This is a genomic window from Rhodopseudomonas pentothenatexigens, from assembly GCF_900218015.1.
In the GTDB taxonomy this organism is placed as follows: Bacteria; Pseudomonadota; Alphaproteobacteria; order Rhizobiales; family Xanthobacteraceae; genus Rhodopseudomonas; species Rhodopseudomonas pentothenatexigens.
Map to the genome: position 1 here is coordinate 145,406 of NZ_UFQQ01000010.1, position 14,323 is coordinate 159,728.

The following is a 14,323-nucleotide window of genomic DNA, read 5'->3' on the forward strand; positions in this document are numbered from 1 at the left end:
CCTAGACTGCTCAACCAGAGACGACCATGCGTAACACTCCGCTCTTGACAGCACCGCCGACCAAAGCGGTGACGGGCTTCGCCGAGCTTTTCGCCATCGCTCTGGCGCAGGCAGAACGCGCGGCGACCAGCTACGACAAGCTGGCGACGTCGTTGACCGACGACGGCGAGCATCAGGCGATGGGGCCGGTTCGCTATGTCCTCGAGACCTTGAACGAGCGCGAACAGGATCGCATCGCCGAGATCAGGCTACGTTGTCTGGCTACGACCAGCAAGCCGCCAAGTCCGTGCAGCCTTCCATGGCCTGTCGAAGATCTGGTTCCATCCGAGGAACTCGCTGATCTTGCGGTGTCGGCGCTTTCGACTCCCTACCAGGCGTGGGCGATCGCGGTGCGCCATCGACAGCGCGTTTTCGTATTCTGGACCTACGTCGCGGCGCATGCGACCCGGCCGGAGATCCGCACCGCCTCCGAAACGATGGCACGGGAAGCTTTGGCGGACGCGGATTTGCTGCGGCGCGAACGCCGTCTCGCCTGGCAAGCGTTACAGGTGAGCAAACAGGTCGACGCGGAACGGCGAGACTTCGACGACATGTCGTCGGCCGCGCTGCTCGAAAGTCTGCTGCTGAAAGAGATCATCCGTTGGGCGCAGGGACTGCCGCCCGCAGAGCGCGAACGGCTGATCCAAGCCGCCGGGCTGGCGATCAACGACCTCGCCGCCGCCACCACCGAGCTGCCCGGCATTCCGGAAGACGACCCGATCGGGGATCCCGCAGCGCGCGTGATCCGTTACGCCGAACAGCTGACGTCGCGCTATCTCGACGAGTCCGACCGCGCCACCGATCAGGACGAATTGGATCTGGCGCAGGACCTCGCCTCGTCGTCGATCGGGCGGCTGGCCCGGTTGCGCGCCTTCGCGATCACACTGCGCTGATCGCCATCCGATCAGCGGTTTCTGTTTGCGCCGCGACAACGAAGCCGTGCGCTGTCGCGGCGATGCTGGCCGACATGACACAACAGCATCTCGTCACGTCGATTGACGTCAGGGTGTTTCCCCGCTCGTTGCGGCACCCGATCGTCTTCAGCCTGTTCGACCAGCTCGGCCCGGGGGACTCCCTGGAATTGCTGAGCGACCACGATCCGAGACCGCTCCGCTATCTGTTCGACGTCAGGCGCCCCGGTGGCTTCGATTGGGACTATCTGGAGACCGGCCCGCTGACCTGGCGGGTCGGACTCCGCAAACCTGCTCGCGGGACGAGCACGGTGTGATCGCCGACGGCGCCGCCGTTCCTCGATCGCTCACTGTCGCGACGCGCGCGCTCGGGCGCTGCGCGCCGCCATGACCGCGCCTGCGCCGAGCAACGCCGCTCCGGCGACCATTGCGAACTTGCTGATCTCGCCGGCGGGCGGCAGGCCGCGGCGCGCCAGCCAGCCGCCCGATGTACCCGTGCCTCGCTCGGCAGGCTGCAGCATCGTTCCTTCGCTTCGCGGCGCCGTGCCGGCGCGAGCCAGCATGCGCCGCATACTGGCTCCGATGAGTCGCTCGGTGAACTTCGGGGCCAACGCATAGGACAACTGCCCGGCCCGCGCCGGCCAGCCGACCGCCACTTCGTCGCGCGGATAGTCGACCAGGTCGACGAACGTTTCCGCGACGTCTTCGGGCGGATACAACAACGGTCCTGGATCGAGCGTCCGGCCGGACTGATTGGCGCCGTGGACGAAGCCCGGCGTGTCGATCATCGCCGGAAACACGCCGCAGACATGGACGTCGCTGGCCTCGGCGAGCTCCTGTCGCAAGCTCCCGGTGAATCCGCGCAGTCCGAACTTGCTCGCGGTGTAGGCCGCCGCGAACGGCGTCGGCATCCAGCCGCCGAGCGAGATCGTGTTGATCAGAACGCCGCTCTGCTGGCGCAGAAAGATCGGCAGCACCGCATAGCTGCCGTACATCGTCCCCAGCAGATTGACCTCGATGGTGCGACGATGCAACGCGAGGTCCGCGTCCTGGAACGCGCCGAACACGCCGGTGCCGGCGTTGTTGATCCAGACGTCGACGCCGCCGAATTCCTGCTCCGCAGTTGCTGCGAGACGCTGCACGGCGTCGGCATCGGTCACATCGGTTTCGATCGCCAGCGCCCGCCCGCCGAGCGCCTCGCATTCGGCCGCGACGCGTTCCAGCACCGCGGCCCGGCGCGCCGCCACAACCACGCTCGCACCGCGCCGTGCAAAGGCGTGCGCGGCAGCGCGTCCGATCCCGCTGGACGCGCCGGTGATCACGACGCGCAAACCTTCCATCGTCTTCGAACGCGGCTCCTGCACGTCGCGGCCGAGCCAGCGCAGCGAATGCGACAGCCGCTGCGGCGCTGCGTTGTCGAACCACTCGCCATGAGCAAAAATCACCCGGTCGGGGTCGAGCGCGATCAACCGCCGCGCCACGTCCTTGACGCGCCGGCCGCCGAGATGCAGCAGCCAGCGCAAATACATCGGCGCCATGCCGTCCGGCGCAGCGGACCCGATCGCTTCGGTGGCCAGCGCCGCCGGGACCGGCATCCGTCCTGGATCGATGTTCTGCACCAGATCGGTGAGCACCAGACTGCGGCTCGGACGATGAAACAGCGCGACTTCGGTGTAGAACGCGCCGTGAATTACGAACGTCTCGATCTCGCCGGCCCAGGCCTCCGGTGCGCCGTCGACCAGTTCGTGATCGATCCGTAGATCTGCGCGCCGCACCTGACGGCGGCGGGCCAGTCCGGGGGCCGCGAAGGTCAGCGAGTCGGGCACAGCCTCCTGCCAATCCTGCACGAACATCCAATGCGCGACGTTCGGGGCGACCAGATAGCTGATCCGCCCCAATCCCGCGACCCGATCGTGCAGTTCGCGCGTGTATTGCGTCGGCGAATGCAGCACCAAGTCGCCACCGGACAGGCGGATGATCGTCATCCGGATCGGCAGCGGCAGGCCCGCGGCGACGATCCGCGGTGCGTCGAAAATCCAAATGTTGTCGGCGACCGGCCTGAGCTGATCGTCGTACTGCTCCGTAGAAACGTCCGTCATCCGCACTCCTCGAGCGCCGTCGCGGCGATTGCGGCTGTCACCTGCGCCTCAGCGCCCCGCCACCTGTCGGGCGCCGACGCTCTTCATCGTGGTTTCGATCTTGCCGGCTTCTGCTTCGCTGCAGCCGACCGAGACTTCGATCAGGTCGTTCAGCTCCGGGTCGCCGTGCTTCTCGACCCCGGGATGGCCGCTCTCGGCGTCGGCGCCGGCGACCCGCGTTCCGGCGCTGTTGGCGACTCCGCGTGGCGCGACCGAGACCGACGATCTCTCGATGCCGAGTTCCTGCACCAGGCGCTCCACAGCCAACTCCGCCTCGCGCCGGGTCGCGAATTGGCCGGTGATCGTGCTCTGCATCGTCGTCTCCCTTGGTTGTCGCTTGTCCGCAACCCGGCTGAGACGAACCTGTTCCTCATCGCATCGGACGATGCCGCGCGCTCTCACTCCTTCTCGGATATGCGATTGGCGGCGTGGTCCTGATACTGATCGGTCTGAGTGCCTTTTCCGTCCAGTCCGCGGGTGTCGGGATGCTGCGCCTTGTCGCGGTTCGACAGCACGTCGTTCTCCCCGACCATCTCCTTGGGCAAATCGGTCATCGCGCCGGTTCCGGCGCCTTTGCCATCGGTGCCCACGCCGAAATGCCGCTTGCTGCCGTGTCCTCCTGGCATTGATCTCTCCTTGCCGTAGTCCACCTCGCCCTGCCTCGCTGCGCCAACCGTCTCGTCGCCGCGGCGTTCCTCGCGCGGCGCATTGGCATCTGCCGGGCGGAGATCGATGTTACATCCCGGCCGCCCGGCTGCTCTCGCCGCGATCGTCATCAACAGTTTCGCGGCGGAACAGGATGTAGAGCGCCGGTAGCACCAGCAGCGTGAGGATGGTCGACGACACGATGCCGCCGATCACCACGGTGGCGAGCGGCCGTTGCACCTCGGCACCGGCGCCGGTCGCGAGCGCCATCGGCACGAAGCCGAGCGAAGCGACCAATGCGGTCATCAGCACCGGGCGCAGCCGCGTCAGCGCGCCCTCGCGCACCGCCTCGACGATCCTGCGGCCTTCGCCGCGCAGCCGCTCGATGAAAGTGATGATGACGAGGCCGTTGAGGACCGCCACGCCGGACAGTGCGATGAAGCCGATGCCGGCGCTGATCGACAGCGGGATGTCGCGCAGCAGCAGCGCGAAGATGCCGCCGGTCAGCGCCAACGGCACGCCGCTGAACACCAGCAGCGCGTCGGCCGCCGACCCGAGGCTGATGAACAGCAGCAGGACGATCAGCAGCAGCGCGATCGGCACCACGATGGTCAGACGCTGGGTCGCAGAGACGAGCTGCTCGAACTGCCCGCCCCAGCCGATCCAGTAGCCCGCCGGCAATTTGACCTTGTCGGCCACTAACTGCTGCGCTTCGCCGACGAACGAGCCGAGGTCACGGCCGCGCACATTGGCCGAGACCACGATGCGGCGCTTGCCGTCTTCGCGGCTGATCTGGTTCGGCCCCGGCGCCACCACGATCTCGGCGAGTTCGGACAGCGGTACGTAGCGTATCTGGGCCAGCGGCGTCGTGCCGAACGCAGCCGGCGTCGGCTTCACCTGCCCCTCGGCTGGCGGCAGCGGGATCGGCAGCGCCTTGATCGCGGCGATATCGGTGCGGATCTGATCCGGCAGGCGGACGACGAGATCGAAACGGCGATCGCCTTCGAACACCAGCCCTGCCGACTTGCCGCCGACCGCGATCTCGACGAGATTCTGCACCTCGGCCACGCTGATGCCGAACCGCGCCAGCGCCTTGCGGTCGAGCTTCACCGTGAGCACCGGCAGCCCGGCAACCTGCTCGGTCTTGACGTCGGCAGCGCCGTTGATGGTCTGCAGCACCGCCTGCACCTGGCCGGCGAGTTGCGTCAGCACATCGAGATCGTCGCCAAAAATCTTGACGCCGACGTCGCTGCGGACGCCGGAAATCAGTTCGTTGAAGCGCAACTGGATCGGCTGCGACAGCTCGTACAGGCTGCCCGCCACCTGTTCGGCGGCCGCCTCGATCTGCTGCACCAGTTCGGCCTTGGGCTTGTTCGGGTCCGGCCACTGATCGCGCGGCTTCAGCATCACATAGCCGTCGGAGATCGACGGCGGCATCGGGTCGGTCGCAACCTCCGCGGTGCCGGTGCGGGCGAACACATCCTTCACCTCCGGGATCGCCAGGATGCGCTTCTCCAGTGCGATCTGCATGTCGAGCGATTGCGTCAGGCTGGTTCCTGGAATGCGCATCGCCTGGATTGCGACGTCGCCCTCGTCCAGACTCGGGATGAACTCGCCGCCCATCCGCGTCGCGGCATAACCGCTCACCACCACCAGCGCCACGGCCGCCACGACGACGGCCCAGCGCAGCCGGATCGCCAGATCGAGCAGCGGCAGATACGCCCGGTGCGCCAGCCGCATGAACCAGTTCTCTTTCTCCGACACCTTGCCGGTGACCAGCAGCGCCACCGCGGCGGGGACGAAGGTCATCGACAGCAGGCTGGCGCCGAGCAGCGCCATCAGCACGGTCAGGGCCATCGGGGTGAACATCTTGCCTTCGACGCCGGTCAGCGTCAGCACCGGCAGATACACCACCGCGATGATCAGCGTGCCGAACAGGCTCGGTTTGATCACCTCGCGGGAGCCGGCGATGATGGTGTCGAACCGCTCCTGCCGGGTCAACAGCCGCCCCAACCGGTGCTGCTCCTGCGCCAGCAACCTCAGGCAGTTCTCGACGATGATCACCGCGCCGTCGATGATGATGCCGAAGTCGATCGCGCCGAGGCTCATCAGATTGGCGCTGACCTTGTTCTCGAACATCCCGGTGACGGTGAACAGCATCGACAGCGGGATCACCAGCGCGGTGGCGATCGCGGCTTTGAAATTACCGAGGATAAGGAACAGGATCGCGATCACCAGCAGCGCGCCTTCGACGAGGTTTTTCTCCACCGTCGCGATGGTAGCGTCGATCAGATGGGTGCGGTCGTACACCGCACGCAGCGACATCCCGTCCGGCAGCGACTTCTCGATCTGCTCGAGCTTGGCGGCGACCCGCCGCGCCACGGTGCGACCGTTCTCACCGATCAGCAGCATCGCGGTGCCCAGCACGACCTCCTGGCCGTTCAGCGTCGCGGCACCGGTGCGCAGATCGGTGCCCTCCTTCACCTCCGCGACATCCATGATCCGAACCGGCAGGCCGCTGCGCGAGCCGATCACGATCTGCCGGATCTCCTCGACGTCGCTGACCTGCCCCGGCGTGCGCACGAGATATTGCTCGCCGTTCTTCTCGATGTAGCCGGCGCCGACACTGGCGTTGTTGGCGGCCAGCGACGTCATCACGTCGCGGAAGCCGAGGCGGTAGGCCATCAGCTTCGCCGGATCCGGCAGGACGTGGAACTGCTTGGCAAAACCACCGATGGTGTTGACTTCGTTGACACCTGGGACGTTGCGCAATTGCGGCTTGATGATCCAGTCCTGCGCGGTGCGCAGATCGCTCGGCGTGAACGGCTTGTCATCGGCGCGCGTCGCGCCCTGCTTCGCCTCGACCGTGTACATGTAGATTTCGCCGAGACCGGTCGAGACCGGCCCCATCGCGGTGTCGATTCCGGCCGGCAGCACGTCCTTGGCGCGCTGAATGCGCTCGTTGACGAGTTGCCGGGCGAAGTAGATGTCGGTGCCGTCCTTGAACACCACCGTGACCTGGCTCAGGCCGTAGCGCGACAGCGACCGGGTGTTGACGAGGTTGGGCAGCCCGCCCATCGCGGTCTCGATCGGGAACGTGATCCGCTGCTCGACTTCGAGCGGCGAGTAGCCGGGCGCGTTGGTGTTGATCTGAACCTGGACGTTGGTGATGTCCGGCACCGCGTCGATCGGCAGCCGCGTGAAATTCCAGGCGCCGAACGCGGCCATCATCAGCACGCCGATCATCACCAGCCAGCGCTGGCGGACGGAGAAGGCGAGCACCTTGTCGATCATGCGCGGCCTCCGGCGATCAGCAGGCTCATATCAATGTTCATGCGACGCCGCCCCCTTGCCGAGCTCCGCCTTGACGACGAAGCTGTTGGCCGCCGCATAGCGCTCGCCGGCCTGCAGGCCGGAGACGATTTCGACGTTCTCGGCGTCCCTTGCGCCGAGCTCGACGTCGCGCACCTCGAAGTCGTCGCCGCTGCGGACGAACACCACGCTGCGGTTCTCCACGCTCTGGATCGCCGAGGCGCGGATCGCCAGCGCGACCGGCTTGGCCGAGAGGATCAGCCGGGCCGAGACGAACAGGCCGGAGCGCAGACGCAAGCCGTCATTGGGCACCACGGCGCGGGCGAGCGCGCTCTGGGTGTCGGCGCTGCCGACCGGCGAGATGTAGGACAGGCGCGCTTCGATCGGCTCGCCGCCGTCGGCGACCTCGATCATGATCTTGTCGCCGATCCGCACCCGCGGCAGATCGCGGCGATACACCGAGAAGTCGGCCCACACGGTGGAGATGTCGGCGACGATGAAGGCCGGCTTCTGCTCGGAGGCGTATTCGCCGAGCGAGATCTGGCGGTCGATCACGGTGCCGGAGATCGGCGCGCGCATCTCGTAGACGCTGAGACTCTGATTGCTCTCGATCCTGGCGAGCAGCTCACCCTTTTCGACCGTGTCGCCGATCCGGCTCTTGATCTCGCGGACCACGCCGGGAAACCGCGGCGTGACCTGCACCAGCGTCTCCTGGTTGGGCTGCAGGATGCCGTTGAGGACGAGGGAGTCGTGCAGCGTCTCGGCCTGAGCGGTTCGGATCTCGATGCCCGACGCCGCCACCTTGGCGTCGCTCATCTCGACCTTGCCCTCGTCGTCATGGCCGTCGTGATCATGCCCCTTCTCGCCTTCGGGGTGAGCGTGCCCAACGGTCTTGTTCGAAACCTGCTGCGCCGGCTGGTCCAATCCGATCGGCGCGTAAGCGGCCACGGCGACGCCGAGCGCGAACATCGCGGCGGCGCCGCAGATCATCAACAAGGGCTTCATCATCGCGCGCCTCCCCGCGCCAATGCGAACGGATTGCCGACCAGCCCCTCGATGGTGGCGACGGCGACGTGGAAATTCTGCTGCGCCTCCTGCTCGCGCAGCCGCGCCTGCGCGACGCTGGCCTGCGCATCGAGCACTTCGAGCAGCGAGTAGCGGCCCTGGCCGTAGCCTTCGGAAATCGCGGCGGCGGCATCCCTGGCTTTCGGGATCGCGGCGTCGCGCAGGATCGCGAGTTCGTGCAGCGAGCCTTGCAGCGAGTCGTAGGCGCGCCCCGCGACCACGATCAGCACATTGCGGTTGGCCTGGCGCTCCGCCGCGATCTTGGCCAGGTTTTCCTGCGCCGACAGAATGTTGCCCTGGTTCTGATCGAACAGCGGGATCGGCACCGAGACGGAGAGCCGCACGGCGCTGTCGCCGGTCTCGTTGTAACGGCGTAGCCCGGCCGACACAGTGACGTCCGGATACGGCTTCAGCCGCGCCAGCAGCAGTTCGGCATTGCGCTGGGCATACACCGCCTTCCAGCGCACCAATTGCGGATTGGCGTCGATCGCCGCGATCACCGACCGAAACGCCGGCGGCTTTCCGATCGCGTCCAGCCGTCCGGACACCGCGGCGAATTTCGGCGCGGTGTCGCCCATCAGGATCGCCAGTTCCCGTCGCGCGGTGTGTAGCGCAGACTTGGTGCGCTCGCGATCCGCCTTCACCAGGGCCGACGCAACCTCGGCACGGCCGGTTTCGGCGACCGACGATGCGCCCGCCTCGACCCGGCGCTGCAGCAGCGGCGTAATCGCGTCGATCGCGGCGATCTGCTCGTCGAGAATCTGAATCCGGCGCTGCAGGCCGAGCACGGTGACGAAGGCGACCGCGGTCTCCGACAGCACCTCGAGCCGCACCGCCTGGCGTCCGATCGAGGCTGCATCGAGCCCGGCCTGACCGGCGGCGATGCGAGCGTCGCGCTTGCCCCACAGCTCGAACATCTGGCTGATCTGCAGCGTCGATTCCGCCGAACGGGTGCCGCGATAGGCGCCGGAGCCGAACGAATTGTCCTGCTCGTAGGAGAGCTGCGGATTGATCAGCGCGCCCGACTGGATGCGCTGGCCGCGCGCGATGCCGACGTCGCGCTCGGCGGCGGTGAGCCGCGGACTGGCATTGAGCGCGCGCTGCAGCGCGCTTCCCATGGTCAGCGTTTGCGCGCGGGCATCTCCCGCCAGCACGGAGCCGGCGAATACAGCAGCCGCGCACGCGAGCCGCGTGGCGATCGGAAACAACATGGCAAGGACCTGACGAACGACGGATTCAGGGCGCGCGGCGCCCAGCGGTCACGTTCAGATCAGCGCTTTCGGTGGTGGGGGGTCGATTCCGCGCAGGATGCTGCGGCGCCCGGCATCTTGATGCCGCAGCGGCGCGCTGGCGAGCTCGGCTGTGGTCGCCACAATACTCGGGTTCGGCAGCGACACCGAGAAGCAGCCGTGGCAATGGTGCTCGCCCACGATCGCCTTGTCGGAATGATCGCCGCCGGAGGACGCCAGAGTCACAACCGCCGTGGCGGAACCGGAAGTTACATCCAGGTCGTGGACCCCGTGCACGGCGCCCGCGAGCAGATACACCGCCAGCACGAACGCAGCGACGACTCTGCGCGAGACGCGCAGCAGGCGATGCTGAAAGATGCGGGCGGATGGCGTCACGATGGCTCTCACGGGTCGAGACCAGCGGATAGCACGCGTTTTGCGTCGCTGTCGATCCGCAATAACGTAACACATGGCGTCGGATCGATCTGTCGCAGCGGTGGAACCCACCGCTGGCGATCAGACCGCCGGAGGCGTGGTCGACCCCGCGCCGAGCGACCGCTGCACCATCACCGTGTCGGCCCAGCGCCCGTAGCGATAGGCGACGCCGGGCAGCCGCCCGACGGTGGCGAAGCCGAAGCCGTGGTGCAGGGCGAGCGAAGCGGTGTTGTCGGCGTCGATATAGCCGATCATCTGGCGGAAGCCGGCGGCCGCGCAGGCGTCGATCAGTTCGTGCATCAGGCGGCGGCCGATGCCGCAACCGAGGTGGTCGGGATGCACGTAGATCGAGTGTTTGACGGTGTAGCGATAGGCCGGCCGTTTGCGGAACAGCACGACGTAAGCATAACCGGCCACCGCCTCGCCGCGGAGCGCCACCAGATGCGGGAAGCGGCGGTTGCGCAGGTTCTTGCGGCGTTCCTTGAGATCGTCCGGCTGCGGCATGCCGTTGTCGTCGATCCCTTCATCGAGCCCGCGCCGGATGTAGTAGCGATAGATGTCGAGCATCGCCTCGACGTCGCCGTCGTGCGACGAACGGATGAGGATCGGCAAAGCGCTGTCCACGGCAACTCCGAAGAACGCGGCGTGCGGATTATTCCGCGACGACGTAGGTGCAGAGACGAACCCGGCCCGCCTCGTCGACCTCGCGATAGACGCCCTGGATCTCGACGTCGAATCCGGGAAATTCATTGAAGCTGCGCTCGAACATCTGCAGGTAATCGAGCATCGGCTTGGCCCGTTCGCTCAAGCGCTCGCCGGGCACGATGGTGGCGATCCCCGGCGGATAGACCACGAACGGCGTGGTGGCGATCCGGCCCGCAATCCGGCTGATCGGCAGGTAGTCGACGTCGTTGCGCACGAGACAGCGCGCCGCGTCGTGCGGCGACATCGCGATTTCGGGCAGATGTTCAGGCAGGAACTGCTTGGCCTGCAGCGCGCTGACGTCGGCGTCGCGGAAGAACCGATGCATCTGGCCGCACAGATCGCGCAGCCGCACCCCGGCATAGCGCGCCGGACGGCGCCGGGCGAATTCCGGGATCGCCTCTTCGAGCGGCGCATTGTCGTCGTGCAGTTTCTTGAATGCGACAAGACCGCTGATCAGCGTGCCGGCCTTGCTCGCCTCGACGCCCGGCGTCAGCAGAAACAGCAGCGAATTGAGGTCGTTCTTCTCCGGCACGATGCGATTCTCGCGCAGATATTGCGCCACCACCGGCGCCGGCACGCCGTGCTCGGCGTAGCGGCCGGTCGCGCGGTCGAAGCCGGGCGTCAGCAGCGTCAGCTTGTTCGGATCGGTCATGGCGAAACCCGGCGTCATGTTCGCGAAGCCGTGCCAGGCGGCCTCCGGCGCGATCTGCCAGAACGCCGGATGGGTCGCGAGCTGATCGGTGCTGACCGCCTCCCAGGCGACGTCGTGCACCGCGCCCTCGCGCGCGGCATCCGCGATCGTCACCCGGTCGGGCACGAACGGATCGAAGAACCAGCGCCGGTCCGGCCGCGCCTCCTTCTCCTCGAACTCACGCCGCACCGCGCGGATCTTCTTGCGCAGCTCGATGCCGAGCCGAATCGTGTCGTCCCACAGCACTTCGCCGGAACGGCCCTTCATCATCTGCGCGCCGACATCGAGCGAAGCAAACAGCGGATAGAACGGCGAGGTCGAGGCGTGCTGCATGAAGCTCTCGTTGAAGCGCCGGTGCTCGACCCGCCGCTTCTGGCCGCGGATGTGGCGATCCTTGATGTGGATCTGCGAGGCCTGCGAAAAGCTGGCGAGCTGCTTGTGGGTCGACTGCGTCGCGATGATACCGGGCGCGTCCTCGCCGAGATCGGCCAGCCCCATCGCGAACCGGCCGGCATACAGCGGATGGAACTTCATAAAGCCGGCCCAGGCTTCGTCGAACAGGATGTAGTCGCACAGATGCCCGATGCGGCGCAGGATCATCTCGGCGCTGTGGATCGTGCCGTCATAGGTGCACTGCTCGACCACCGCGACCCGGAACGGCCGCGGCTTGCGCCACGCCTCCGGATCCTTGACCAGCGGATGGCTGCGGATGCGCTCGCGCAGCGCCGCTTCGTCCAGCGCGTCCCACGCCATCGGCCCGATCAGGCCCCAGGCGTTGCGAATGGTGGGAATGTACACGGGAATTCCGCCGCCCATCATCAGCGCGCCGTGATGCGCCGCCTTGTGGTTGTTCCGATCGAACAGCACGAGGTCGCCGTCGGTGACCAGCGCGCCGAGCGCGACCTTGTTGGAGGTCGAGGTGCCGTTGAGCACGAAATAGGTCTTCTCGGCACCGAAGATCTGCGCGGCTTCCTTCTGCGCCCGAAGCGCCGGCCCCTCATGGGTGAGCAGATCGCCGAGATCGAGCACCGAATTGTCGAGGTCGTCGCGGAACACCGCCTCGCCGAGATGTTCGATGAACACCCGCCCGATCGGGCTGCGGCTGTAGAACATGCCGCCGTTGTGGCCGGGACAGGTCCAGAGCTGGTTGCCCTCCTCCGCATAGTCGACCAGCGCGCCGAAGAACGGCGTCTTCAGCGTGTCGGCATATTGCTTCAGCCGGCTGATCAGGTTGCGGGCGATGAAGGTCGGCGTCTCCTCGGACAGGAACACGTAGCCGTCGATGAAATCCAGCACCTCGACCGGCACTTCCTCGAACCGCTTGCGGCGGATCAGCAGCACGATCGGGAAGTCGAGACCGCGCCGGCGCATCAGATTGATCAGCGCCGCGGTCTTGCCTTCTAGCCCCTTCTTGCCCCAGTCCACCACCATGCAGCCGATCGCCGCGTCGGTCTGCACCGCAATCTCGGCATCCTCGAGCTTGCGCGCCTTGACGATCTCGAAGCCGGACCGCTCGATCTCGGCGACGATCTGGTTGAACCGAAGTCCTTCGAGGTCGTCCGCATCGAACGTCGGTGCCGAGAACAGGAAGGTGAAACGCCTGAAGTAATCCATGAGGGCACCCGCGTGAATCGCCGACACTCTCTCGCCGCGTTGTGTGACAGTGTGGTGACAAGAACAGCCACCCACTCTTGGTGCGAAACCGGCCGGGACAAGATGTATGGAGTACCCTGCCGTCGCGCGAGACCGCTGACGTCCATCCGTGAATATGATCGATCGGGTGTGCAGCCGGTTGAATTCGTCAGCGCGTAGTAATCGCCCACCGGCCGCCGCCAAGTTGGTCGGCGTATCAGAGGACGGCGCCGGCCCGAGGGAAAACCGATCGACTCGCGATCAAATCGGCCAGCTTGAATTCAGTCTTAAGGAGTTGTGTGGCAGTGACGACAACACGCGTCTTCAAACCACCACCGTTGCAGCCCTTGATCGCAAAATCTGTTGTTTTCAAGGGGGCACTTGGTGGGCGCACTAGGGCTCGAACCTAGGACCCGCTGATTAAGAGTCAGCTGCTCTACCAACTGAGCTATGCGCCCGCAGCCGTTGCGGCTGGGTCCCTTGCGGGGACGGCGTCGTTTAGCAAAGCCCACCCGGGATGTCCAGCAATGCAGGCGACTTTTTTCAGTTCTGTGACGAGAAACTTCGGGGCTTGAAAACCGCAGTCGTTTCAGAGGGTTTCGAGGCGCGAAGCGGCGCCTGGAGGTGCACTGAGACGCACTGCCCTCGCTTGCCGTCGCGGACGCGGCGTCAGGATCGCTCGACCGACCCGCTCGTGCTGCGCTGAACCCGCATGGCGATCACCGCGCCGACTTCAGCGCGGTGATGCGGAACGCTCCGGTAGGCGCGGCGGCCCGCCGGGCGCTGTCTCAGAGCCGGCTCGGGCCGTCGTCGTCGTCGATCGGCGGGCGGGGCCCACGATCCATCATCGGGCCGCGACCGCCACGCTCCCAGCGCGGGCCGCGATCATCGTCGCGATCGTCGTCACGGTGCATGAAACGATGGTGATGGTGTGGGCCCCAGCCGAAGCGGCCTTGCATATGCGTCAGCACGCGCAGCCGGCGCTTCTGGCCGTCGTCGAGCGACTTGTACAGCGGGTCGGCGGCGTCGGCGATCTTCTTCATCGCCGCGGCGGTCGCCGCCATCGCGTCGGCGCGGTCGCGCAGCCGCGCCACCGGATCGCCGTCGCGGGGATCGCGGACGTCGTCGCGCGCCTTCATCCGCGCCTCGGCACGATCGATCCGCAGCTTGACCATTTCTCTCACCGCGGTCTCCACCGGCGGCCACAGCTTCTCCTGATCCGGCGTGAGCTGCAGCCCGGCCTTCACCGCCGCGATCTTGGCGTCGGCGAACGCGCTGCGATCCTGGGTGCTGAACCAATGCCTGCCGTGATCGAACCAGCCGCGATGTTCGGCGTAAGCCGCGGTCGACCCGGCAAACACCAGTGCAGCGACGCCGGCGAGCAGAACCTTCTTCATGGCAACCTCCTTTCGAAAGGTGCCATGAAGATGGGTCCGCGCCGCGGCGCGATCAACTTAAGGTTTGGAAAGAAAGCGTCTCGTTCACGAGTTGAAACAAAACGCTTTCGACCGAAACAAGCCC

At 66.5% G+C, this 14,323-nt stretch carries 12 protein-coding genes and 1 tRNA gene; 2 read left to right on the forward strand and 11 right to left on the reverse strand.

Annotation, left to right across the window (positions count from 1 at the left end; translation table 11 throughout):
* The first annotated feature begins 68 nt into the window (after positions 1-68).
* Both DWA33_RS11475 and DWA33_RS11480 read left to right on the forward strand, forming a co-directional pair.
* Complete coding sequence (locus tag DWA33_RS11475) at positions 69-932, forward strand: ferritin family protein (protein ID WP_244601262.1); 864 nt, start codon at positions 69-71, stop codon at positions 930-932.
* Between the two features lie 62 nt (positions 933-994).
* Positions 995-1,267, forward strand: a complete 273-nt coding sequence (locus DWA33_RS11480) for a DUF2249 domain-containing protein (protein WP_430707888.1) — start codon at positions 995-997, stop codon at positions 1,265-1,267.
* A gap of 30 nt (positions 1,268-1,297) precedes the next feature.
* On the opposite strand, the gene DWA33_RS11485 is transcribed toward DWA33_RS11480, so the two are convergent.
* From DWA33_RS11485 to DWA33_RS11535, 11 genes are all read right to left on the reverse strand, one after another.
* Positions 1,298-3,049, reverse strand: coding sequence for an SDR family oxidoreductase (locus tag DWA33_RS11485; RefSeq protein WP_114358226.1), 1,752 nt, complete (start codon positions 3,047-3,049; stop codon positions 1,298-1,300).
* Between the two features lie 48 nt (positions 3,050-3,097).
* Positions 3,098-3,403: a hypothetical protein gene (locus DWA33_RS11490; RefSeq protein ID WP_114358227.1), complete on the reverse strand. Its 306-nt coding sequence runs from the start codon at positions 3,401-3,403 to the stop codon at positions 3,098-3,100.
* 83 nt (positions 3,404-3,486) lie between these two features.
* Complete coding sequence (locus DWA33_RS25695) at positions 3,487-3,864, reverse strand: hypothetical protein (RefSeq protein ID WP_430707889.1); 378 nt, start codon at positions 3,862-3,864, stop codon at positions 3,487-3,489.
* Positions 3,824-7,027, reverse strand: coding sequence for an efflux RND transporter permease subunit (locus DWA33_RS11500; RefSeq protein WP_114358229.1), 3,204 nt, complete (start codon positions 7,025-7,027; stop codon positions 3,824-3,826). Before DWA33_RS11500 ends, DWA33_RS25695 begins: the two co-directional genes overlap by 41 nt.
* Before the next feature lie 30 nt (positions 7,028-7,057).
* Complete coding sequence (ihpB, locus tag DWA33_RS11505) at positions 7,058-8,053, reverse strand: divalent metal ion exporter adaptor subunit IhpB (RefSeq protein WP_114358230.1); 996 nt, start codon at positions 8,051-8,053, stop codon at positions 7,058-7,060.
* Positions 8,050-9,321 carry a divalent metal ion exporter subunit IhpA gene (ihpA, locus tag DWA33_RS11510; protein ID WP_114358231.1) on the reverse strand — a complete coding sequence of 424 codons (1,272 nt, stop codon included), beginning with the start codon at positions 9,319-9,321 and terminating at the stop codon, positions 8,050-8,052. The genes ihpB and ihpA overlap by 4 nt, the downstream gene beginning before the upstream one ends.
* A 54-nt stretch (positions 9,322-9,375) precedes the next feature.
* Positions 9,376-9,735, reverse strand: coding sequence for a hypothetical protein (locus DWA33_RS11515; RefSeq protein ID WP_114358232.1), 360 nt, complete (start codon positions 9,733-9,735; stop codon positions 9,376-9,378).
* A gap of 120 nt (positions 9,736-9,855) precedes the next feature.
* Positions 9,856-10,398, reverse strand: a complete 543-nt coding sequence (locus tag DWA33_RS11520) for a GNAT family N-acetyltransferase (RefSeq protein ID WP_114358233.1) — start codon at positions 10,396-10,398, stop codon at positions 9,856-9,858.
* Between the two features lie 28 nt (positions 10,399-10,426).
* Positions 10,427-12,784 carry an Orn/Lys/Arg family decarboxylase gene (locus DWA33_RS11525; protein ID WP_114358234.1) on the reverse strand — a complete coding sequence of 786 codons (2,358 nt, stop codon included), beginning with the start codon at positions 12,782-12,784 and terminating at the stop codon, positions 10,427-10,429.
* 400 nt (positions 12,785-13,184) lie between these two features.
* Positions 13,185-13,260 (reverse strand) — tRNA-Lys (locus tag DWA33_RS11530).
* A gap of 330 nt (positions 13,261-13,590) precedes the next feature.
* Entirely contained in the window at positions 13,591-14,199 is a 609-nt protein-coding gene (locus DWA33_RS11535) for a Spy/CpxP family protein refolding chaperone (RefSeq protein WP_114358235.1), read from the reverse strand.
* Between the last annotated feature and the right edge of the window lie 124 nt (positions 14,200-14,323).

Coding starts and splice junctions, on each gene's coding strand:
- DWA33_RS11480 (WP_430707888.1), top strand. CDS start 995: ATGCTGGCCGACATGACACAACAGCATCTCGTCACGTCGATTGACGTC.
- DWA33_RS11525 (WP_114358234.1), bottom strand. CDS start 12,784: ATGGATTACTTCAGGCGTTTCACCTTCCTGTTCTCGGCACCGACGTTC.
- DWA33_RS25695 (WP_430707889.1), bottom strand. CDS start 3,864: ATGACGATCGCGGCGAGAGCAGCCGGGCGGCCGGGATGTAACATCGAT.
- DWA33_RS11490 (WP_114358227.1), bottom strand. CDS start 3,403: ATGCAGAGCACGATCACCGGCCAATTCGCGACCCGGCGCGAGGCGGAG.
- DWA33_RS11535 (WP_114358235.1), bottom strand. CDS start 14,199: ATGAAGAAGGTTCTGCTCGCCGGCGTCGCTGCACTGGTGTTTGCCGGG.
- DWA33_RS11485 (WP_114358226.1), bottom strand. CDS start 3,049: ATGACGGACGTTTCTACGGAGCAGTACGACGATCAGCTCAGGCCGGTC.
- ihpB (WP_114358230.1), bottom strand. CDS start 8,053: ATGATGAAGCCCTTGTTGATGATCTGCGGCGCCGCCGCGATGTTCGCG.
- DWA33_RS11500 (WP_114358229.1), bottom strand. CDS start 7,027: ATGATCGACAAGGTGCTCGCCTTCTCCGTCCGCCAGCGCTGGCTGGTG.
- ihpA (WP_114358231.1), bottom strand. CDS start 9,321: ATGTTGTTTCCGATCGCCACGCGGCTCGCGTGCGCGGCTGCTGTATTC.